17 protein-coding genes and 2 pseudogenes are annotated in these 19,768 nt (G+C 58.9%); 10 read left to right on the top strand and 9 right to left on the bottom strand.

The window, feature by feature from the left end; genetic code table 11:
• Positions 1-146: 146 nt before the first annotated feature.
• Genes ACA056_RS24325 through ACA056_RS24315 form a run of 3 tightly spaced genes read left to right on the top strand, consistent with a single transcriptional unit; the run spans position 147 to position 3,712 of the window.
• The gene (locus ACA056_RS24325; RefSeq protein WP_033061202.1) at positions 147-806 is read left to right on the top strand and encodes a paraquat-inducible protein A; all 660 of its coding nucleotides are present in this window, start codon (positions 147-149) and stop codon (positions 804-806) included.
• Positions 793-1,416, top strand: coding sequence for a paraquat-inducible protein A (locus ACA056_RS24320; RefSeq protein WP_008145542.1), 624 nt, complete (start codon positions 793-795; stop codon positions 1,414-1,416). The genes ACA056_RS24325 and ACA056_RS24320 overlap by 14 nt, the downstream gene beginning before the upstream one ends.
• The gene (locus ACA056_RS24315; RefSeq protein ID WP_497268342.1) at positions 1,409-3,712 is read left to right on the top strand and encodes a PqiB family protein; all 2,304 of its coding nucleotides are present in this window, start codon (positions 1,409-1,411) and stop codon (positions 3,710-3,712) included. The genes ACA056_RS24320 and ACA056_RS24315 overlap by 8 nt, the downstream gene beginning before the upstream one ends.
• 76 nt (positions 3,713-3,788) lie before the next feature.
• On the opposite strand, the gene mksF is transcribed toward ACA056_RS24315, so the two are convergent.
• From mksF to mksB, 3 genes are read right to left on the bottom strand one after another with little or no spacing between them, the layout of a single operon-like run.
• On the bottom strand, positions 3,789-6,629 hold the full coding sequence (gene mksF / locus ACA056_RS24310; RefSeq protein ID WP_497268340.1) for an Mks condensin complex protein MksF: 2,841 nt from the start codon (positions 6,627-6,629) through the stop codon (positions 3,789-3,791).
• A complete protein-coding gene (gene mksE, locus ACA056_RS24305; RefSeq protein ID WP_027925914.1) occupies positions 6,626-7,327 on the bottom strand; it encodes an Mks condensin complex protein MksE in 702 nt (233 codons plus the stop codon). Before mksE ends, mksF begins: the two co-directional genes overlap by 4 nt.
• The gene (gene mksB, locus ACA056_RS24300; RefSeq protein ID WP_497268338.1) at positions 7,317-8,594 is read right to left on the bottom strand and encodes an Mks condensin complex protein MksB; all 1,278 of its coding nucleotides are present in this window, start codon (positions 8,592-8,594) and stop codon (positions 7,317-7,319) included. The genes mksE and mksB overlap by 11 nt, the downstream gene beginning before the upstream one ends.
• A gap of 206 nt (positions 8,595-8,800) precedes the next feature.
• Between mksB and ACA056_RS24295 the strand changes: the two genes are divergently transcribed.
• Positions 8,801-9,550: an energy transducer TonB gene (locus ACA056_RS24295; protein WP_497273593.1), complete on the top strand. Its 750-nt coding sequence runs from the start codon at positions 8,801-8,803 to the stop codon at positions 9,548-9,550.
• Positions 9,543-9,995 (top strand): ribosomal protein S18-alanine N-acetyltransferase, encoded by a 453-nt coding sequence (gene rimI / locus ACA056_RS24290; protein ID WP_497268336.1) that lies wholly within the window; start codon positions 9,543-9,545, stop codon positions 9,993-9,995. The genes ACA056_RS24295 and rimI overlap by 8 nt, the downstream gene beginning before the upstream one ends.
• Before the next feature lie 43 nt (positions 9,996-10,038).
• On the opposite strand, the gene ACA056_RS24285 is transcribed toward rimI, so the two are convergent.
• Positions 10,039-10,443 (bottom strand): serine kinase/phosphatase, encoded by a 405-nt coding sequence (locus tag ACA056_RS24285; protein WP_497268334.1) that lies wholly within the window; start codon positions 10,441-10,443, stop codon positions 10,039-10,041.
• Positions 10,444-10,584: 141 nt separating this feature from the next.
• Here ACA056_RS24285 and can point away from each other — a divergent pair, with 141 nt between their 5' ends.
• A complete protein-coding gene (gene can / locus ACA056_RS24280; protein WP_415771408.1) occupies positions 10,585-11,229 on the top strand; it encodes a carbonate dehydratase in 645 nt (214 codons plus the stop codon).
• Between the two features lie 6 nt (positions 11,230-11,235).
• Here can and ACA056_RS24275 read toward each other — a convergent pair.
• From ACA056_RS24275 to ACA056_RS24260, 4 genes and pseudogenes are all read right to left on the bottom strand, one after another.
• A pseudogene (locus tag ACA056_RS24275) lies at positions 11,236-11,761 on the bottom strand (SET domain-containing protein-lysine N-methyltransferase).
• A gap of 144 nt (positions 11,762-11,905) precedes the next feature.
• Positions 11,906-13,078, bottom strand: a complete 1,173-nt coding sequence (locus ACA056_RS24270) for a hypothetical protein (RefSeq protein WP_497268332.1) — start codon at positions 13,076-13,078, stop codon at positions 11,906-11,908.
• A 182-nt stretch (positions 13,079-13,260) separates the two neighbouring features.
• Entirely contained in the window at positions 13,261-13,581 is a 321-nt protein-coding gene (locus tag ACA056_RS24265) for a hypothetical protein (RefSeq protein WP_074880302.1), read from the bottom strand.
• A 215-nt stretch (positions 13,582-13,796) separates the two neighbouring features.
• The gene (locus ACA056_RS24260) at positions 13,797-15,215 is read right to left on the bottom strand and encodes a short-chain fatty acid transporter (protein ID WP_134423164.1); all 1,419 of its coding nucleotides are present in this window, start codon (positions 15,213-15,215) and stop codon (positions 13,797-13,799) included.
• 201 nt (positions 15,216-15,416) lie between these two features.
• Between ACA056_RS24260 and ACA056_RS24255 the strand changes: the two genes are divergently transcribed.
• The gene (locus ACA056_RS24255) at positions 15,417-16,760 is read left to right on the top strand and encodes an MFS transporter (RefSeq protein ID WP_497268329.1); all 1,344 of its coding nucleotides are present in this window, start codon (positions 15,417-15,419) and stop codon (positions 16,758-16,760) included.
• An 88-nt stretch (positions 16,761-16,848) separates the two neighbouring features.
• Here the strand turns inward: ACA056_RS24255 and ACA056_RS24250 are convergent, their stop codons facing one another.
• On the bottom strand, positions 16,849-17,244 hold the full coding sequence (locus ACA056_RS24250; RefSeq protein WP_497268327.1) for a DUF6124 family protein: 396 nt from the start codon (positions 17,242-17,244) through the stop codon (positions 16,849-16,851).
• Positions 17,245-17,782: 538 nt separating this feature from the next.
• Here ACA056_RS24250 and ACA056_RS24245 point away from each other — a divergent pair.
• From ACA056_RS24245 to ACA056_RS24235, 3 genes and pseudogenes are all read left to right on the top strand, one after another.
• Positions 17,783-18,511 (top strand): annotated as a pseudogene (locus ACA056_RS24245) (PAS domain-containing protein); the annotation flags it as partial.
• Positions 18,491-19,099 carry a methyl-accepting chemotaxis protein gene (locus ACA056_RS24240; RefSeq protein ID WP_489268970.1) on the top strand — a complete coding sequence of 203 codons (609 nt, stop codon included), beginning with the start codon at positions 18,491-18,493 and terminating at the stop codon, positions 19,097-19,099. The pseudogene ACA056_RS24245 and the gene ACA056_RS24240, both read left to right, overlap by 21 nt.
• Positions 19,100-19,156: 57 nt before the next feature.
• On the top strand, positions 19,157-19,756 hold the full coding sequence (locus ACA056_RS24235) for a flavin reductase family protein (protein WP_497268325.1): 600 nt from the start codon (positions 19,157-19,159) through the stop codon (positions 19,754-19,756).
• The last annotated feature ends 12 nt before the right edge of the window (positions 19,757-19,768 follow it).

Genomic DNA, 19,768 nt, shown 5'->3' with positions numbered 1-19,768 from the left:
AAATTCCGAAACCCCTATCTGCGTATGCAGGTAGGGGTTTTGTTTTGTCCGCAGGAAAGTGGCTTTCAGTTAAAGCACAAATTTGCACAGTTATTTTCGATCCATGACACTAGAATAGGTCCACCTTTTTCGGAGCCAGAGCCTTTATGCCAGATCCGGTTGACGCCCCAGGGCTGTCAGAATTACCGCTGGACGACTTGGTAGCGTGTCATGAGTGCGACTTGCTGATGCGCAAGCCCGAACTCGCCCATGGCGAGAAAGCGCTCTGTCCTCGCTGCGGTTACGAGCTCTACGCCCATCGGCATAACGTCGTACAGCGCAGTCTCGCGTTGGTTCTCGCCGCTCTGTTGTTGTATATCCCGGCGAACTTTTTACCCATCATGCAGCTCCATCTACTCGGGCAGTCATCGCATGACACTGTCTGGACTGGTGTTGTTGGCCTGTTTGATACCGGTATGCAGGGCGTAGCAGTCGTGGTGTTTCTCTGCAGTATGGGGATTCCGCTGCTCAAGCTGCTTTGCCAACTGGTTGTACTGCTGAGTATTCGTTTTGATATCGGACGCAGTTACGGCCTGTTGCTCTACCGCATTTATCACCATTTACGCGATTGGGGGATGCTCGAGGTCTACCTCATGGGCGTACTGGTGGCGATCGTCAAACTGGCAGATATGGCAGCAATTACCGTCGGGCTTGGCCTGGCGTGCTTTATCGGTTTGTTGTTGGTTCAGGTCTGGTTGGAGGTTGTGATGTCACCCCATCAGATCTGGCAGGCTTTATCAGGAGAGGATGCCCATGCGGGCGATTGATGCAGGCATTCTGATTTGCGCCGAATGCCATGAATTGAACAAGCAGGAAGCCGACACCGACGAGCAGGTCTGCACCCGTTGCGGTGCGCTGGTTCACGCCCGTCGCCCGAACAGCGTGATGCGTACCTGGGCGTTGCTGGTTACCGCGGCGGTTCTCTACATCCCTGCCAACGTGCTGCCGATCATGACCGTCAGTTCACTGGGACAGGGCGATCCCAGCACGATCATGTCCGGTGTGATCCAACTGGTTCAACACGGCATGATCCCCATCGCCGCCGTGGTTTTTATCGCCAGTATTTTGGTACCAACGTTCAAATTGGTGGGCATCGCACTGCTGCTGTTTTCCGTGCAGCGCCGCCAGCCACTGTCGGCTCGCCAACGCATTTGGATGTACCGCTTTATTGAGTTCATTGGCCGCTGGTCAATGCTCGATATTTTTGTAATCGCCATCCTGGTGGCAGTTGTGAATTTCGGACGGCTTGCCAGCGTCGAAGCCAATCTTGGCGCCATCGCTTTTGCCAGTGTGGTGATTCTGACAATGCTTGCCGCAGTAACTTTCGATCCCCGACTGATTTGGGATAACACGGAGTCGGATGACGACCATGACTGATTTGCCTACAGCAAAAACCCGACCGGCCTCGAACTGGTCAGCTATTTGGGTGTTGCCCCTGATTGCCCTGATCATCGGCGGCTGGCTCGGCTGGCGTGCCTACAACGAGACCGGTATCGAAATTCAGGTGCGTTTCGAAAGTGGTGAAGGCATTCAGGCCAACAAGACCGAAGTCGTCTACAAAGGCATGTCGGTGGGTAAGGTAAAGACCCTCAAACTCGATGACGAAGGCAACTCTAAAGGCGTAATCGCTACCGTCGAGATGAACAAGGACGTGGAGCCATACCTGCGGACCAGCACCCGTTTCTGGCTGGTCAAGCCGAGCGTGACGCTGGCCGGCATCACTGGCCTGGAGACGCTGGTCTCGGGTAATTACGTGGCGATAAGCCCGGGTGAGGGTGAGCCGACTCGCAAGTTCAAAGCCTTGGCCGAAGAGCCGCCGCTGTCGGACGCCCAGCCCGGTCTACACCTGACCATCAAGGCTGATCGTCTCGGTTCACTCAATCGCGGTAGCCCGGTGTTCTATAAGCAGATCAGGGTCGGCCAGATCAAAAGTTACTTGCTCTCCGAAGACCAAAGCACCGTTGAACTTAAAGTCTTCATCGAGCCCACCTACGCCAAACTGGTTCGAAAACACACACGTTTCTGGAACGCCAGCGGCATCAGCATCGACGCCAACCTCTCGGGTGTGAAAGTGCGTAGCGAGTCTCTGGCGAGCATCGTCGCCGGCGGTATCGCGTTCGCCACGCCGGAGAACCGCAAGGACAGCCCGCCCACCGATCCGAGTCTGCCATTCCGTCTCTACGAAGATTTCGATGCGGCCGCCGCCGGTATTCGGGTCAAGGTCAAACTCAGCGACTTCGAAGGAATGCAGGCTGGTCGCACACCGGTTATGTACAAAGGCATCCAGGTCGGCAATCTGAAAGCGCTCAAGATCGATCCTGATCTATCCAGTGCCACCGCCGAATTGACCCTCGATCCTCTGGCTGAAGATTACCTGGTCGAGGGCACCCAGTTCTGGGTGGTCAAACCGTCGATTTCGCTTGCCGGTATCACCGGTCTCGAAGCGTTGGTCAAAGGTAACTACATCGCCGTGCGTCCTGGAGACAAAGGCGGCGCACCGCAGCGCGAGTTTGTGGCACGGCCGAAGGCGCCGCCGCTCGACCTGCGTGCGCCAGGATTGCATCTGGTGCTGTTCACTGAAAACCTCGGTTCACTGGAGGTCGGCAGCCCGATTCTCTACAAACAGGTCAAGGTCGGTTCGGTCCAGAGCTATCAGTTCTCACGCACCAAAAAGCAGTTGGTGATAGGTGTACACATCGAGAAGGAATACGAAGGGCTGGTCAACGCCTCGACACGATTCTGGAATGCCAGCGGCATCACGCTGACGGGTGGGCTGACCGGCGGAATCCAGGTCAAAAGTGAGTCGCTGCAAAGCCTGATGGCTGGCGGTATCGCCTTCGAAACCCCGCAAGCGAATGCGCCGTTGCAGAAACGTATTCCACGTTTCCGTCTGTTCGCCAACCATGACGAGGCCAACCAAAAAGGCACCGTGGTCACGATCAAGGTTGATCGAGCCGATGGCTTACGCAGCGGTACACCTGTGAGATTCAAAGGTCTGGATGTCGGCAAGATTGAAGACGTCGACCTCAGCGATGACCTGCAAACAGTGCTGCTGACGGCACGAATCACCGAAGTGCCGGAGCGTATCGCTCGGGTAGGGAGTCAGTTCTGGGTCGTCAAACCTGAACTGGGTCTGATCAAGACGTCCAACCTCGAAACGCTGGTCACTGGCCAATACATCGAAGTGCAACCGGCCGCGAAAAACCTCGGCCCGCAGAAAAATTTTGTGGCCCTGACCAATCCGCCGGAAACCGCCAAACAAGAAGCTGGTTTGAGTCTGGTGTTGAGCGCTGCCCGCCGTGGTTCGCTGAAAACAGGTGTGCCGGTCACTTATCGCGAAATCACCGTGGGCAAGGTGACAGGCTATGAACTCGGCCAGACGGCGGACCGTGTGTTGGTGCACATCCTGATCGAGCCGAAGTACGCTCCGTTGGTGCGCAGCGGCACGCGATTCTGGAACTCCAGTGGTTTTGGCTTTGATTACGGCTTGTTCAAAGGGGCGACGATGCGTACCGAATCGCTGGAGACGCTGATTCAGGGCGGCATCGCTTTCGCCACGCCGGATGGCGAGCGCATGGGCAGTCCGGCGCGAGCTGAGCAAACGTTCCCGCTGTTCGATAAGTTCGAAGACGAATGGCTGACCTGGGCGCCGAAGATTTCAATCGGTAAGTAAGCCCAAAACAGCAGGCATGAAAAAGGCCGCGATCCATTGGATCGCGGCCTTTTTTATGGCTGTTGATTAATGCAAATCAGACTGCATCCAGCTCCGGCTCGTCCGCTTCAACATTAACGGCAGCCTTCACCTCATCGTGACGACGAATGTACTTCCAGTCCGCCTCGTCGATGTAGATCCCATTCGGCCCGCTGCCACCTTCCAGGTCGATGGCGACACTGGCGCAGACCTGCGGCTTCACACTCGCCAGGATCGGTACGAAGCCCAGTTGCAGACTGGTTTCCAGCAACGCTGCCTGGTTCTTCTCGTCGATGTCCGCCGCCTCGTCGAGGTAGTACGGCAGGCGCACGCGACCGGCCTGGTCACGGTCCATCAAGTGCAGCAACAAGTACATGTTGGTCAGCGCCTTGATGGTCATGGTCGTACCGTTGGAAGCGGCGCCGTCGATGTCGGTGTGAATCACCGGCTGACCGTTGACCTTGGTGATCTCGAACGCCAGCTCGAACAGGTCCTTGAGGCCTAGCTGGTTGTGGTTAGCCGCCACCAACCGTGCCAGATACTCCTTGGCTTCTTCGTTCTTGTTGTCCTGATCGGCGCTTTGGCTTAGATCGAAGACCGAAAGGGTTTCGCCTTCTTCGTACTGACCGGCGCTGTGGATGATCTGGTCGATGTGCTTGAGCGCTTCCTTGTTCGGCGCCAGGACAATACGGAAGCTTTGCAGGTTGGAGACCTGACGTTTGTTGATCTCGCGGTTGAACAACGCCAGTTGATGCTCAAGGCTGTCGTAGTCGCTGCGGATGTTGCGCAGGGTCCGAGCGATGTCGGTAACGGCCGCACGACGAGCCTTGCCAAGGGTCAGGGCTTCGTCGGTGCGGTGTGCGTACGCGTTGATCAACAATTGCAGACGACGCTCCATATCGTCTTCGCTGTCGAACTTGGCCACGCCTTTGAGGCGGACCTGAGCGTACAGCGCCTCGATCTGACCATCGCTGCGCTGCAAACCCTGCCAGCTGTCCTGATAGTCATTGAGCAGCGGCAGCAGGTTGTCCATGGAATCGTCGATCGGGTCCATGAATGGCGTACCGAACGGCAAGTCTGCCGGCAACAACTGACGGCGGCGCAGGGCGTCGTCGAGGGTGCGTTGCTTGGCTTCCATGTCGCCGATCTGGCGGCCAACCAGCTGCAGTTTGGCCGACAGTTGCTGGACGCGTTCGGTGAAGGCGTCGCTGGAGCGCTTCAATTCCTCTTGAGCGGCTTCCATCTGTGCCAATTGCTCAAGCTTGTCGTCTTCCTCGGCGCTCAAGGTTTGCGCACGACGGAAATCTTCCAGCGCTTTCTGCGCATCCAGCACTTGCTGGTACAGCGCTTCGGTCTGGGTCTTGCTCGCGGCGCGGTCGGCGGCCACGGCTTGTTGGGTTTTCAGTTGTTTGAGTTCTTTGTCCAGGCGCTCTTTCTGATCGCGCAATGCCGCGCGGTCAGCCAGGGCTTGCAGGGCCGGCGGCTCGATGTGCGAGATGTCGATGGACAGTCCCGGCACTTCGAAGCGCTCGCCCTTGAAGCCGTCGAGGATCAGTTCCATGGATTTGACCCACTGACCGTCCTCGTCCAGCGTAATACCGTGCTCGCCCAACGGCAGACTGAACAACGCGCTGTTGAACAAACGCATCAGGCGCTCGACATCCTGTTGCGAGAATTCCTCGCGCAGACGGGCGTAGCTGTTGTTGTCGGCATGATCGAGTTGCTGTTTCACCGACTTCAGGCGTTTTTCCAGATCCCGCAGACGCTCTTCCAGGTCTTCGGCGCTGAACTGCCGGGACTGGGCCAGCGCACCGGCGAGTTCATCGTGCGCATCCTTGGCCGCGAGCAGTTGCTGCTCAAGGACTTTGACGTCAGTGACCAACGCAAAGCGATGCTTGAGCACCGACAATTCGCCGAGCCAGCGCTGGATGCCGGTGATTTCCCGCTCCAGACGCATCAGCTCCTGAGTGCCGCCGCGTTGATCGTTTTGCAGCGCGTCCTGTTCGTTGCGGTAGTGCTCGGCCTGAATCGTCAGTTCTTCTTTGCGCGCACTGGCGTAGTCAGACCAGGTGCCAAGCAAGGAATCGAGCAGCGGCGAGATCCGGTGTAGTTTGCCGCGCAGGATGTTGCGCTGGGTCACGCCTGCCGCGAGGGCTTCAACCAATGGACCGGCTGTGACTAGCGAGTTGTAGTCCTGCTCCATGCGTCGTACATCGCGGAAGGCTTCTTCGCACGCGGCGATGTAGTCGACGCTACCGGAACGCAGGCTGTGTTCAAACGCATCGAGAAACAGCTGCTTGAGCTTGGCCGCAGTGATTTCGCGCATGTGCAGCAGGTTGATGAACAGTGCGCGGAAGGTCTTCAGGCTCTGCTCGCTGGTGGAGCGCAGCGGGATCAGCGTCAGGTCCAGCGGAATCGAGGTGTGACCGCCGACCAGCAATCGACGCAGTTCATCAGGTTTGAGTTCGTAGGCTTTCAGGCCTTCGCGCTCAAGGTTGGTGAACAATTCTTTCTGCCGCAGGCAGGTGTCGTTTTTCTGGTAATGGGCCAGATCCAGTTTGCCGGCGTAGGCAAAGAACTGGTGACCGAAACCACCGCCCGGGCCGCGACCGACCACGCCAATGACGTGAGGACCGTGGGGCAGGGACACTTCGACCAGGATGTAACTGGTGTCCGAAGCGAAGTAGAAACGCCGGGATTGTTCCAGGCTGTACTTGCCGAAACTCATGTCCGACATGCGCGCCAGAATCGGGAACTGCAAGGCGTTGATCGAGGCGGATTTGCCGAGGTTGTTCGCGCCGTAAACCGACAACGGTTCTTCCAGCGGAAACAAGCCGAGGCTGTAACCGGCGGTGTTCAAAAGGGCGAAGCGGCGAATGCCGTAGCGTTCCTTGCTCATGCGTCGGTCTCCTGTTCTTCGGCAATGGCGCGAGCCATGGCGTCTTCTTCGCTTTCTTCTTCGAAGTCACTCAAATCCAGCGGGTCATCGGTTTCCAACAACTTTTCGTCGCTGTCGTCGTCGATCAGAACCGGCACCGGCAGAGGCAACACGCTGTGCAGGCTGGCCGCCAGATCACGGTCTTGCTGGACCGACAGGCAGACATCGAGGAAGCGATGCATGGGCGGCAGGAAACGGTAGATGCCGTTTTCTTCACCGGCAAAACCGAGCTGAGTCATGCGGCGCATGATTTTTTCTTCGAGTTCTTCGACGGTCTGCACTTCGGCCTGGATAAACAGGTCACGGTATTTCTCCAGCAGCGATGGCAATTCATCGCGGCCGAGGCTGCCACCGTCGAGGACGGCGACCGGGTCGCGGCCCTGATCGGCCAGATGCTCGACGAGGATGAAGGTGAACAGCGCCAGACGCTGGGCAGTCTTGTTCACTGCCGCGGCGGCCAGGTCTGGGACGAAGTAGTAGAAACCACGGGTATCGCAGACCAGTTCAAAGCCCAATGCCTTGAACAGCGTGCGGTACTGGTCCTGGAAGTTCGACAGTTGTGCGTACAGCTCCGGATCGCGGCGGCTGACGTGGTAGCCCTTGAACAGCTCGCGAAAGATCGGCGCCAGCTGGGACAGTTCGTTTAGATCAAGATGCATGTGGGGTGCTCGCAGAATCCTCGGCGGCGGTGTCGCGGGCCGAGAGCAGGGCGAAGGAGCGCAGGCTGACCTGGTGCTCGTGAGTGTGGTAATCGCGGCGTTCCAGACGCTCGCGTGTGAAGCGCTTTTCCCGCGACAGGCGCGAGAACCAATAAAGCAATTCGTCGGTAGCGCCGTCCGGTTCCTGCTCCAGCAGCCAGGTCATCAGGTCCGGCATCGGTAGGGCGTCTTCGCAGCGTTCGAGCATTTCCCGAACCGTGCGTGGCGCGCGCGGCGCTTCGCCTTTCTGCGTCTTGTGGGCCTTGGGGAAGCGTGCCGGTTTCGGTTCGAAACGGGCCAGGGCGTAAACGTAGGCTTCGACCTGACTGGCACTGCCGAGGAACGTGCTTTGCGGTCGGGTGAACATCGGCATCGCCGCTTGTGGCACCGCATCGATGCCTTTGCGACGAATCGCCGACAAGGCCAGCGCCGCGCCACGGGTCACGGCGTTGTGCCGACGGGCTTCTTCACGCAGCGGCAGCAACAGCTCGCGGGCGTGACGCAAGGTCAGTTGAGCGCTGGTCTGCATTTCGAGGATGCGCGCGTGAGTGCGCAGCAGCATGTCGTCGTCGACCAGATGGCCGAGGCGCTGCTGCTCGGTGAGCATCTTCAGCAGGACGTTTTCGACCTTGCGCACGCCTTGTTCGAAGGCGCCGTCGGCGTTCACCAGCTGAATCATCGGCTCGACGTATTCGTCCCAGGTCGCCAGTACTTCGGCGTAACGCTGACGCAGGGGAATCTGCCGGTCGCTGGTCTTGGCCCGCTCGGCGACGGCCACCAGTGCCTGTTCGTCGTTGGCGAGTTTCTTCAATACGTCCCGTACGCGCATGTCGAGCAGGCGCAACTGGCGCGCCAGGTCTTGGCCGTCGCGGATGTCGAAGGCGTCCTGGATATAACCGGCCAGGCGCTCGAGATGGCGCAGATAGGCTTCGATCTCCAGGCACAGGCCCAGACGGTGCTCACGGCGCAGGTAGGCGAGGAAGTCGTGGATCTGCGCGTTGAGCTCGAAACGGTTCGGGCTTTTCGCCACGGGAACCAGAATGTCGAGGCGGATCCACACGTCCAGCAGGCTGGTGATGTCCTGCGGCGTACTGTCCAGTTGCTGGGCGGCCAACTGTGAACGCAGTTCGTTGAGGCTCAAGGTGCCTTGGTCGAAGTGCTCGCACAGTGGCTCCAGAAGTGCCCAGTGTTCAGCGAGGGCGCGCAAGACGCGCTTGGGTTCGATCATCGGAATGGCCGGCTGGTTGGCGATTAAAAGTCGCGATTGTACTGCATCACGCCCGTTGCGATTCACTCTCGGGACGGACAGTTGGCTTTCTATCGATCAAGCGTGGGCGATCTTGAGCGAAGGGCGGTAGAATCACCGCACTTTAGTTATCCACAAGTGGCCGACCTTTGCTTATCGAGTCCCGTCGTCGCGCTTATTTGACCGCCATGCAGGTGGTCAACTGGCTGCCGCGCACCGAATTGCCTTTTGCTGCGCCCTCGCGCCCTGAGTTGCTGGAGATGCCCGAGCCGTTGGTCGTCGCGCCGGTTGCTCCGGTTGCGCCCGCGCCTGTGGCTGATTCGCCCGTGGAACCGCTGGTCAAACCGGCCGAACGGGTGAAAATAGAGGTGCCGCGGCCATCGCTGGCCAGCACGCGCACGAATGCCAAGGTTGAAGAAGAGGCTGCTCCGGTTGCGATCAAGGCGCCAGTCGTGCCGCCACCGCGTTTCGCCCTGCAATTGCTGCGGGCCGGGCGTTGCCTGCTGCTGGTGGAGTTACCCACAGGCGAATCGTTCCAGACCCGCGACCCTGCCTACTTATTGCTCAAAGACATGCTGCGCGCCGCCGGTCTGCCGGACAGCCCGCAGATCGTCGGCGAGCCGGTGCGTTGGCCGCTGTTGTCTCGGGGCACCATGGATCAAGGCCCGGAAGCGGCTCGCGACTTCGTGCAAGGTTTTCTCTCGGCCCGGCTGGAAGACGCACCGTGCGTCTGCGTGTGGCTGATCGGCCTGCCGGCGGTGCGTTTCGCCGGTGAGGGGAACGCCGAATCCTTCAACCGTGAACTCCAGGTCGAAGGCCTGGGCTCGGTCTGGGCCCTGCCGGGTCTGGAATTATTAATGGAAGAGCCACAGCGTAAGGCTGATGTCTGGCAAGCCATGCGTCGGCTGATGGCGCGCTGGAAAGAATCGAATGAGTGACGCTGTATCGTTCCGCCCGATGACCGAGGCGGACCTGGACGCTGTACTGAAAATCGAATACGCGGCTTATAGCCATCCCTGGACTCGCGGGATTTTTCTCGATGGGCTGGGTAAATATCAGGTATGGCTGATGTTTGAAGGCCAGCAGCAGGTCGGCCACGGGGTGGTGCAGATCATCCTTGATGAAGCGCATCTGCTGAACATCACCGTCAAACCGGAGAACCAGGGCCGTGGCCTGGGTTTGACGCTGCTGGAGCATTTGATGTCCCGGGCGTATGACGCCAAGGCGCGGGAGTGTTTTCTGGAAGTGCGCGACAGCAACCGTGGTGCGTTTAAGTTGTATGAGCGTTATGGGTTTAACGAGATTGGTCGCCGGCGCGATTACTACCCGGCGGTTGGCGGGCGGGAAGATGCGGTGGTGATGGCCTGCACCCTCGTCGATTGAGCTACAGCTATTGTGGCGAGGGAGCAAGCTCCCTCGCCACAGATCAACGATTACCGTCTATCGGATCGCGTTGCGCCAGTTCCGCTTCATCCAGCCCATTACCACCACCAATGTCGTCTTCATCGACAATACTCAAATCCCAATCGGCCTGTTCGCCTTCGCCGGCCTCATGAGCATCCCGTGCGCCGTCTTCACGGATCAGGTTTTCCGGGCTCATGTCGTCCTCGGTGGATTCATGGTCCTCGGTCGAAGCCCCGGTCATGCCGGCTTCACGTACGCGTTCCCGAGGCATAAGGCGTTCACGCTCCGCTTGCGGCAGCTCGTCGCCGATTTTGGCGCTGGGTTCTTCCTCGTCGAAATCCAGCTCATGCATCGAGCCCATGCGGTCTTCGTTGTCATCGATGGGCTCGGGTTGCACCGCATCGTACGGACGTCGTGATTCAGTCATGGCAATTCCTCATACTGTGGGCCTTACTAGGGTGGACCCACTTGGCTCCTTAGAATTCCACCGGCCATACTTGCATCAAGCGCGTGACCCCGACGGGCGGTTGTCTGTCAAACCAGCGCATCATTCTTGAGGCTTTACAGCATGAACGAATTACAAGATCTGATTGATAACAACGAACGCTGGGCCGAAGCGATCAAACAGGAAGATCCGGACTTCTTCTCCAAGCTGGCCCGTCAACAGACGCCTGAATACCTGTGGATCGGTTGCTCCGACGCCCGGGTGCCGGCGAACGAGATCGTCGGCATGCTGCCCGGCGATCTGTTTGTACACCGCAACGTGGCCAACGTAGTGCTGCACACCGACCTCAACTGTCTGTCGGTGATTCAGTACGCGGTCGACGTGCTCAAGGTCAAACACATCCTCGTGACCGGTCACTATGGCTGCGGCGGCGTACGCGCCTCAATGCAGGACCGTCAGTTGGGCCTGATCGACGGCTGGCTGCGCTCGATTCGCGATCTCTATTATGAAAAACGCGAAGAACTCGCCAAATTGCCCACTGAAGAAGAGCGGGTCGACCGCCTCTGCGAATACAACGTGATCCAGCAAGTGGCCAATGTCGGGCACACCAGCATTGTGCAAAACGCCTGGCACCGCGGGCAGAGCCTGTCTGTTCACGGCTGCATCTATGGCATCAAGGACGGTCGCTGGAAAAGCCTGAATGCCACCATCAGCGGTTTCGAGCAATTGCCGCCGCAATACCGTCTGCGTCCGGTCGAGGCGTTGTAACGCCCTTCAGCATAGACTTCGCCGGCGCCAGTGATGCAGAAACAACTGGCCGTCGGCGTTCGGCGATTCATCGTAGCCGGTGATCCAGCCACGGCAGTCGAACGAACCGCACTGGCAGGCGAACTGACGCAGGAGTTTGTCTTCGGTGGTGGCCGTAGTCCATCGTCAGTCGGTCGCCTTTTTTGATGTCCTTCAGCGCCCACAACCACAGCTCGCTCATGTCGAGAAATACGTTTGGGTCGCAGGAGTGTCGCAGCAGCCCGCAGAAGCGCGGGTCGTAGACATGGATGCCACGGGCCAGTTGCCGGGTATGCCGACACCGATAAGGCAGCAGATGCCCCGACGCCCGACAAATTCGGCTGATGCGTGGAAAGTCCCGAAGTACTGCGACGGCTGCCGCCGATCCGTTGGTGTTGTCGATAATCTCGAAATCGGCCCTGGAGGGGAATCCAAGGCGAACGGGCAGCTCCGAAAATGGATAAATCCCATCGGGAGGTTGTGCAGGCGTCTCGTGCAGGGCGTGGGTTTTCATAACGATCCTTGTCGGCTGGGTGCTGCGACCTCCATCAGCTGACGATCCTGTCAGCTCTGCAACACATGGGTACGACTCCAGCCTCTCGCAAATGAAACGGCGGGTCTACTGTCAGTTATGACAGTAGACCCGCCGTTCATCGTTTTACAGAGCCGGGACAGGGATCGCAGTCGCGGGTACCGGGGCTTTCAGCTGTTTGAGCTGAGATTTGATCGGTGCCGTTGCGCACTTGGCCACGGCTTTTTCGGGCGTCAGGTTGCGGATCGAGGTATAGAACAGCTCGCAGGTTTTTTCTGGCTGGGCCACTTGCCAGGTTTGGGTGCAACTTCTCAGTTCAATGTCGGGATTACTGTCCGGTTGGCGGCCCATCGCGGCCTGCCAGCACGCGGCACTCAAATCCTGGCCCATGACTTTAAGGCCTGCGGCGTCGGCCTTGGCCTGGGCATCTTTGCCGGTATAGCTTTCCGGGTCGGCGGCGTACCAAATGTAGCTTGGGTGGTTGGAACCCAGCACTGGCACTTTCACCCCGTCGCTCGGACTGATGCTGACCAGGCCCAGCACGTTCACAGTCGGCCCGTATTGCTGCTTGATCCAGTTACGCACTGGCGCGCCGAAGGCGACCATCGGCAACGCCGCACCACTGGCGTTCTGACTGAGTTGCTTGACCATCGTGGTCTGGTAGTCCTTGAAGTAGTCGTAGACGCCTTCCAGATCCTTGCCAGCGTTGGACGGCGCGGCAATCGGTGCGATGTCGATGATGGTCTGGTAGCCCGGCGTCTGGTCGTCAGGAATACCGTTGGCGGTCAGCAGCGTGGCCCAACGGTCGGTGGTCTTGGACTCCAGATAGTCTTGGGCCTGGGTCAGCGAATAATCCGGTGGGAAGTGCAACAGTTCAACGCTTTTGCGGTTTTCCAGGGCCATGCCCAATGGCAGAAACAGATACCAGCTGTAAGCCCACTTTCCATCGGCATTCAGCTTGCTGGCGCCGGTATAGGCCAGATCACCGGCATCGAGTAACGCCGCCAACGGTTTTTCATAGCCACGGGGTACGCCGCTGATTTCGGCGTAGAGCTGATCGTTATCGGTTTTGACCAGCACTTTCGCCGCGCTGTAACCATCGCGCTGCACGCTTTGGGTCAGGTAATGCTCGACCGTTTGCTCCAGCGTCCAGTTGCGAAAGCAGATCACGTTGCAGTTGTTGGGGTAAGCGAACAGGCGAGTGACGCGTTCGGTACTGCCCAGCTTCAGGTCGACATCGGCATGGGCGGCGGCACTCAGGGTGAGGGCCGCGAGGGTGAATCCTGCGAATTTGAACATGCTCAGATCCTTTTCAGCGTGGTCCCGTTGATTGGGGTACGCGCCATACTGGATCAGCGGCGTTACGCAGAATAGTGTTTGCGTGTAGTTTTTTTGCGTAGAGCCTGCGGTGTGTATGCCAGGAACTCTCGGTAATGGCGTCCGGCCCGGGCTTATCTATGGGCCGGACGGAGGTTGAAGCGTTACAACAGCTTGAGTGCCAGATGAGTACCGGCGCGCAAGTACTCGACCTGTGCCAATACGGCATCCTTGACGATGGCCTCTCCTGTATCGGTCAGTTTGGCTTTTTTGGCATCAATGATGGACGTTTGCGTTAATTGCATCACTACATCCATCGCTTTTTGAAGGGCGGTCAGATTGTTGTGCTGGCCGAACTCGCGGACGACAGCGTCCATACGGCGATCTGCATCATCACGCAGCTTTTTATATTCAACGACTGAAACCCTACCGTCCTGGTAAATCTCGTTAATCATCTCTTCCAGCGTTTTCGATATTAAAGACATGTGTTTGTTCATCCTTGGTCAGTGCTGTCTTGCTTTAAAAAGTTTGTGTGCTGTCGGAGTTTACTCAGCGATTTATAGGTTGGAGATAAGAACTCTCCGGGTTTCATGTCAGGCGCAATCGAGTCTGTTTGTAGGATGAATCTAGGCGCTTGTTTCACTGCTCAAGCAGGGTGAACTGATTGCACCTGCCCGCAGCAGGTGCAATCACTTGCATGTTATGGCATCACCGGCGCCGTATACGTCAGCGTCGTCCCCAATGCCCACAGCAGAAACAGCACCAGCGGCGTGTGCACCAGCAGTTGCACGAACGAAAACCCAATCAGGTCCCGCGCCTTCAGCCCGAGCACACCCAGCAGCGGCAGCATGTAGAACGGGTTGATCAGGTTCGGCAGGGCTTCGGCGGCGTTGTAGATCTGCACGGCCCAGCCCAGGTGGTAGTTCAGGTCGGTGGCCACTTGCATGACGTACGGCGCTTCGATGATCCACTTGCCCCCGCCGGACGGGATGAAGAAACCGAGGATCGCCGAGTACACGCCCATCAGCAGCGCGTAGGTGTCGTGGGACGCGATTTGTACGAAAAAGGTCGAGATGTGGTGAGCCAGTGTCTGAGCGTCAGTCCCTTTGACGGTGGTCATCAGCGCGGCGATCGAGCCGTACAACGGGAACTGAATCAGTACGCCCGTGGTGGTCGGCACCGCACGGCTCACCGCGTCAAGGAAGCTGCGCGGGCGCCAGTGCAGCAGGGCACCGAGCATGATGAACAGGAAGTTGTAGGTGTTCAGCCCGGAAATCGCACTGATAGCCGGTTTGGTCGAGAACTCGTGGAACAGCCATCCGGCCGCCAGCAGCACCAGCAAAATCGTCAGCAGCGGGCTGTGCTCCAGCCATTCGCCGGGGCGGGTGCGCGGTTGCAACGGCGGCAGGTTGAAGCTCGGATCGATGCCGCAGGCTTCGGCATCACGGGCCGAGTTCGGGCCGGGTGCAGTGGCGTAGGCAATGATCAGCGAAATCACGATCAGCGCCAGCAACATCACACCGGATTGCCAGAGAAAGATCGTTTGCGTGAAAGGAATCACCCCGGTGATCGACAGAATCGATGGCGGTAGGCTGGCCGGGTTGGCCTGCAATTGCGCGGCGGACGAGGACAGGCCCAAGGCCCACACCGCGCCGAGACCCAGATAAGCGGCAGCACCGGCAGCGCGGTAGTCCATTTTCAGATCGGTACGGCGGGCGAGGGCACGCACCAGCAAACCGCCAAACACCAGCGACAGCCCCCAGTTCAGCAGCGAAGCGACCATGGAAATCAACGCAACCCAGGCCACGGCCGAGCGGCCGTTTTTCGGGATCCGCGCCAGCCGGTCGATCAGTTTCACTGCCGGTGGCGAACTGGCAACCACATAACCGCCGATCACTACGAAAGCCATCTGCATGGTGAACGGGATCAGGCTCCAGAAGCCGTCACCGAAGGCCATGGCGGCGTCAGTGGGTTTGGCGCCCATGAACAGGGTGGCCACGGCAACGATAATCACCGCCAGTGCGGCAAACACCCAGGAGTCGGGGAACCAGCGTTCGGCAAAACTTGAGCAGCGCAGGGCAAAGCGGGCGGAGCGGGTATCTTCGATATCAGCGGCCACGGGTGTACCTCGAATTTTTATGTTTGTTGTGGTCTTTGGGGCCGCGAAGGCCCGTCTAGACAGGTGCCAACAGTAAAACAATCGGTTCTATTTTGTGACAACGTTTTACGCGTCTAGGACTTTGGTCTAACGGGTTGTCCGTTGGCGCGTTTGCGTAGACCATGAGCGCCTTGGTTTTTTGCCTATGCCAGAGTGCTTTTCATGACTGCCAACATCCACTCGCGCCCGGCGCCGTTCACCCGCTCGGATTACAAGACCCTCGGCCTTGCGGCCCTTGGCGGCGCGCTGGAAATCTACGATTTCATCATTTTCGTATTTTTCGCCCTGACCCTCAGCCAGCTGTTCTTCCCGCCGGAAATGCCCGAGTGGCTGCGATTGCTGCAAAGCTTCGGGATCTTCGTGACCGGTTACTTGGCGCGGCCGTTGGGCGGGATTCTGATGGCGCATTTCGCCGACCGGTTGGGCCGCAAGAAGGTCTTCAGCCTGAGCATCCTGATGATGGCGCTGCCGTGCCTGTTGATCGGCATCATGCCGACCTACGCCCAAATTGGTTATTTCGCACCGCTGCTGCTGTTGATCCTGCGAATCCTCCAGGGCGCGGCGGTGGGCGGCGAAGTGCCGAGCGCCTGGGTATTCGTCGCCGAGCATGCCCCCGTCGGCCATCGCGGTTATGCCCTCGGTTTCCTGCAGGCCGGGTTGACGTTTGGCTACCTGATCGGTGCCCTCACGGCGACGTTTCTGGCACAGGCGTTCACCCCGGCAGAAATCCTTGATTACGCCTGGCGTTACCCGTTCCTGCTGGGCGGTGTGTTCGGTGTAATCGGCGTCTGGCTACGCCGCTGGCTCAGCGAAACCCCGGTGTTCATGGCCATGCAGGCCCAGCGGGATGCAGCTGTCGAACTGCCGCTGCGCACGGTCTTGCGTGAACACCGTCTGGCCATGCTGCCGGCGATGATCCTCACCTGTGTACTGACCTCGGCGGTGGTGGTGTTCGTGGTGATCACCCCGACCATGATGCAGAAAACCTTCGGTATGACCGCTAGCCACACCTTCGCCCTGAGTGCCTTGGGCATTGTTTTTCTGAATATCGGCTGTGTACTCGCCGGGCTGCTGGTCGACCGCATTGGCGCCTGGCGCACGGTGATGCTCTATAGCCTGCTGCTGCCCTTGGGCATCGGCGTGCTCTATACCTGCCTGATCATCGGTGGCAACTGGATCGGTCTGGCGTACGCGGTGGCCGGTCTCTGTTGTGGGGTGGTCGGCGCGGTACCGTCGGTGATGGTCAGCCTGTTCCCGGCGCGGATTCGTGTCTCTGGGATTTCCTTCACCTACAACATTGCCTACGCCGTATGGGCGAGTATCACACCGTTGTTGCTGATCGGACTGATGCCGTGGAGCCCATGGATCTGCGTGATCTTCTGCGCGGTGATGGGGGTTGTGGGGGTGAGTTGTGCCGCGTATTTTGGAGCGCGGATGCCTAATGTCGGGAGCCGCAGCGTGGCTTCAAGCCAGGGCAAATCGTTGAAAGACTGCGTTAATCCGTAACAGGCATCTATGTCCCGCGTAGCGGGGAGCGGAAAAAAGAATGGGCACGCCAACCAGGTTGGGTGCCCATTTTTTTATGGGTGGCGGATTAGATGACGCGGCTTTGTTGCTTGGCGAAAATCGCCGCTATCTCGGGTTCATCCAGATGATCCAGCATTCGCTCCACCAACAAATGCACGCCGTCGGCCATGCGGCTGAGCGCCAGGGCTACGGAGCGGCGGGAACCGTCCACATCGTCGGCGAGACTTGCGGCAATGGCACTGATGGACAGCAAATCTTCCGAGGCATTGGCGAGAAGGGTTTCAGGGTTGATACCCGGGCAGACGCTGAAGAGCTGACCGTTGCGTTTTGGTGGTTTGGGGTCGGCTGGCGGGAAGTGATGGTCGAGGGCGCGCTCGGCGGCTTCGTTGAGTTTGTTTGAGTCGGGGCTTTCGTAGGGGGAGACCGGATCGGTGTCCGGCGGATTTGGAGTTACCTTGAACATGTCTTAGCTCTCTCTTGAGTGAGGCTGCAACCAGTTCGCGACTAAACGAATGGGAGGCAGCTGTGCACAGGTTAGTCGACCGACGAGCTAAGAAATCGGCGCACCCAAGAGTGCCCTGCGCACAGCCACCATAAGTACAGGGATGGGATACCTGACTGATTGGAACTATGCGACTTAGCAACGACGGGCGACTAAACCCGACCACTGATGGGCAGTGGCAGGGAAACGATAGAGGCCAAGGCTAAGGCGCACAAGCCGGCAGATTCTGGCGTAGCCGTAGGCAACGACGCAAGGTGTTGTAGCTTGCAGGAAGTAACCTTGAGCCGTTTTCAACAAGTGCTGTCGAGCGGTGTTTAATTTCCGGAAATGTTGGGAAGAAACGATGTTTCGACAACCATTCGGCTTCTGGCGACACGACGCGCATCAAGATGCCTAACTATTTTTGTAGGACAACCCTGAAACACTCTTCAGAAAATTTCCCCAAGGCCGATGGCTAGGCTGCATACCGCTTTCTATCCCTGTCCATCGGTGTATCCCCATGTTCAACAAACGCTTGAAGCAGGAGCTGTCGGCTCTTCGCGAAGAACTCTCCAGCCTCCAGCAAGTGAAGGAAAGTCTGGAAAGCGAGATGCTGGTTCTGACCCTCGATACCGATGGGCGGATTCAATCGGTCAACCAGAACTTCATCGGTGAGATGCTCTACAAAAGCAGCGACCTGATAGGGCGACACATCGAAGACATCGTCCCGACCCATGTGAAGTCGGACGAATTCCACCACCGCTTCAAAGCCGCGCTGACCCGTGGCGAGCACTTTGCCGGCGCGGTGCGTTTGTTGCGCGGTAATGGCCAGGAAGCCTGGCTGCGTTCGATTGTGCAGCCGGTTCGGTCCGCGGACGGCCGGATCAAACACTTTTCGATTTACTCCAGTGACCTGACCCGCACCATCGAGGCGTCTCGTGAGCATGAGAACCTGATCGGCGCGCTCGTGCGCTCCACGGCAGTGATCGAGTTCGACCTCAATGGCAATGTGCTGGCGGCCAACGAACGGTTCCTCAGCGGCATGGGTTACAGCCTGGCGCAGATCAAGGGCAAACATCACCGCACCTTCTGCGAACCGGAAGAATACAACAGCGCCGCGTACCAGGACTTCTGGCGCCGCTTGAATGCAGGCGAGTTCGTCGCCGAGCGTTTCAAACGCGTCGACAGCCACGGGCGCGTGGTCTGGCTGGAGGCTTCCTACAACCCGGTGGTTGACGCCAACAACAAACTCTACAAAGTGGTGAAGTTCGCCACGGTGATTACCGATCAGGTCAATCAGGAGCAAGCCGTCGCCGAAGCGGCCAACATTGCCTATAGCACCTCGCAGCAAACCGACAGCAGCGCGCAGCGCGGTAACGCTGTGGTGACTCAGGCGGTCAACGTGATGCGTGACCTTGCCACGCACATGCAGACCGCCGGTGAAGGCATCGAAGCGCTGAACGAGCAGTCGCTGGTGATCGGCACCATTGTCAAAACCATCAGCGGAATTGCCGAACAGACCAACCTGCTGGCGCTCAACGCCGCCATCGAAGCGGCTCGGGCCGGGGAACAGGGGCGTGGTTTCGCGGTGGTGGCGGATGAGGTCCGGCAATTGGCTTCGCGCACCAGCCAGGCAACCGATGAGATCGTCGGCGTTGTGCGGCAGAACCAGGACATGGCGCGCAACGCCGTGGCGCTGATGACCGAGGGTAAACTCCAGGCTGAACAGGGGCTGGCGCTGGCGGCTGAGGCGGGGACGGTGATTGTCGAGATTCAGGACGGGGCACAGAAAGTGGTGAACGCGGTCGGGCAGTTTGCCAATCAGTTGGCGACTTGATGCCTGCCATCGCGGCGTAAATCGCTACAATCGGCGTTTTCTCCAGGAGCAGCCATCATGAGCGTTTCTCACCGCCGCCCGGTTCCCTTGGCCAAGGCGTATCGTCTGCTCAATCACGGCCCGACCGTGTTGGTCAGCGCGGCCCATGACGGCCAGCGCAACATCATGGCGGCGGCCTGGGCCATGCCGCTGGATTTCGAGCCGCCGAAAATTGCCGTGGTGCTGGACAAGTCCACCTGGACACGGCAATTGCTGGAGGCTTCGGGTACGTTTGTGCTCAATGTTCCCTGCGCCGCCCAGGCCGATATCGTCCAGACCGTGGGTTCGACGTCCGGCCTGGAATTGACCCGGGACCAAGGCCGGGACAAGTTCCAGGTCTATGGCTTGGCGACCTTCAGCGCTGAATTGATCGATGCGCCGATGCTCGAAGGCTGCGTTGCCTGGCTGGAATGCCGACTGCTGCCGGAGCCAGGCAATCACCAGCAGTACGATCTGTTCCTGGCCGAAGTGATTGCCGCACAGGCAGACGAGCGCGTGTTCAGTGAAGGACGCTGGCACTTCGAGGGGCAAGACGCGTTGCGCACCTTGCACCATGTGGCGGGCGGGCATTTCCTGAAAATTGGCGATCCAGTGGACGGCAAAACCTTGCAGCCGTAAGCAGCCGGCCTT

This window comes from Pseudomonas sp. LBUM1666 (genome assembly GCF_059695775.1).
Note: the sequence above shows the minus strand (reverse complement) of the source record. Positions and strands in the feature narration are given on the sequence as shown.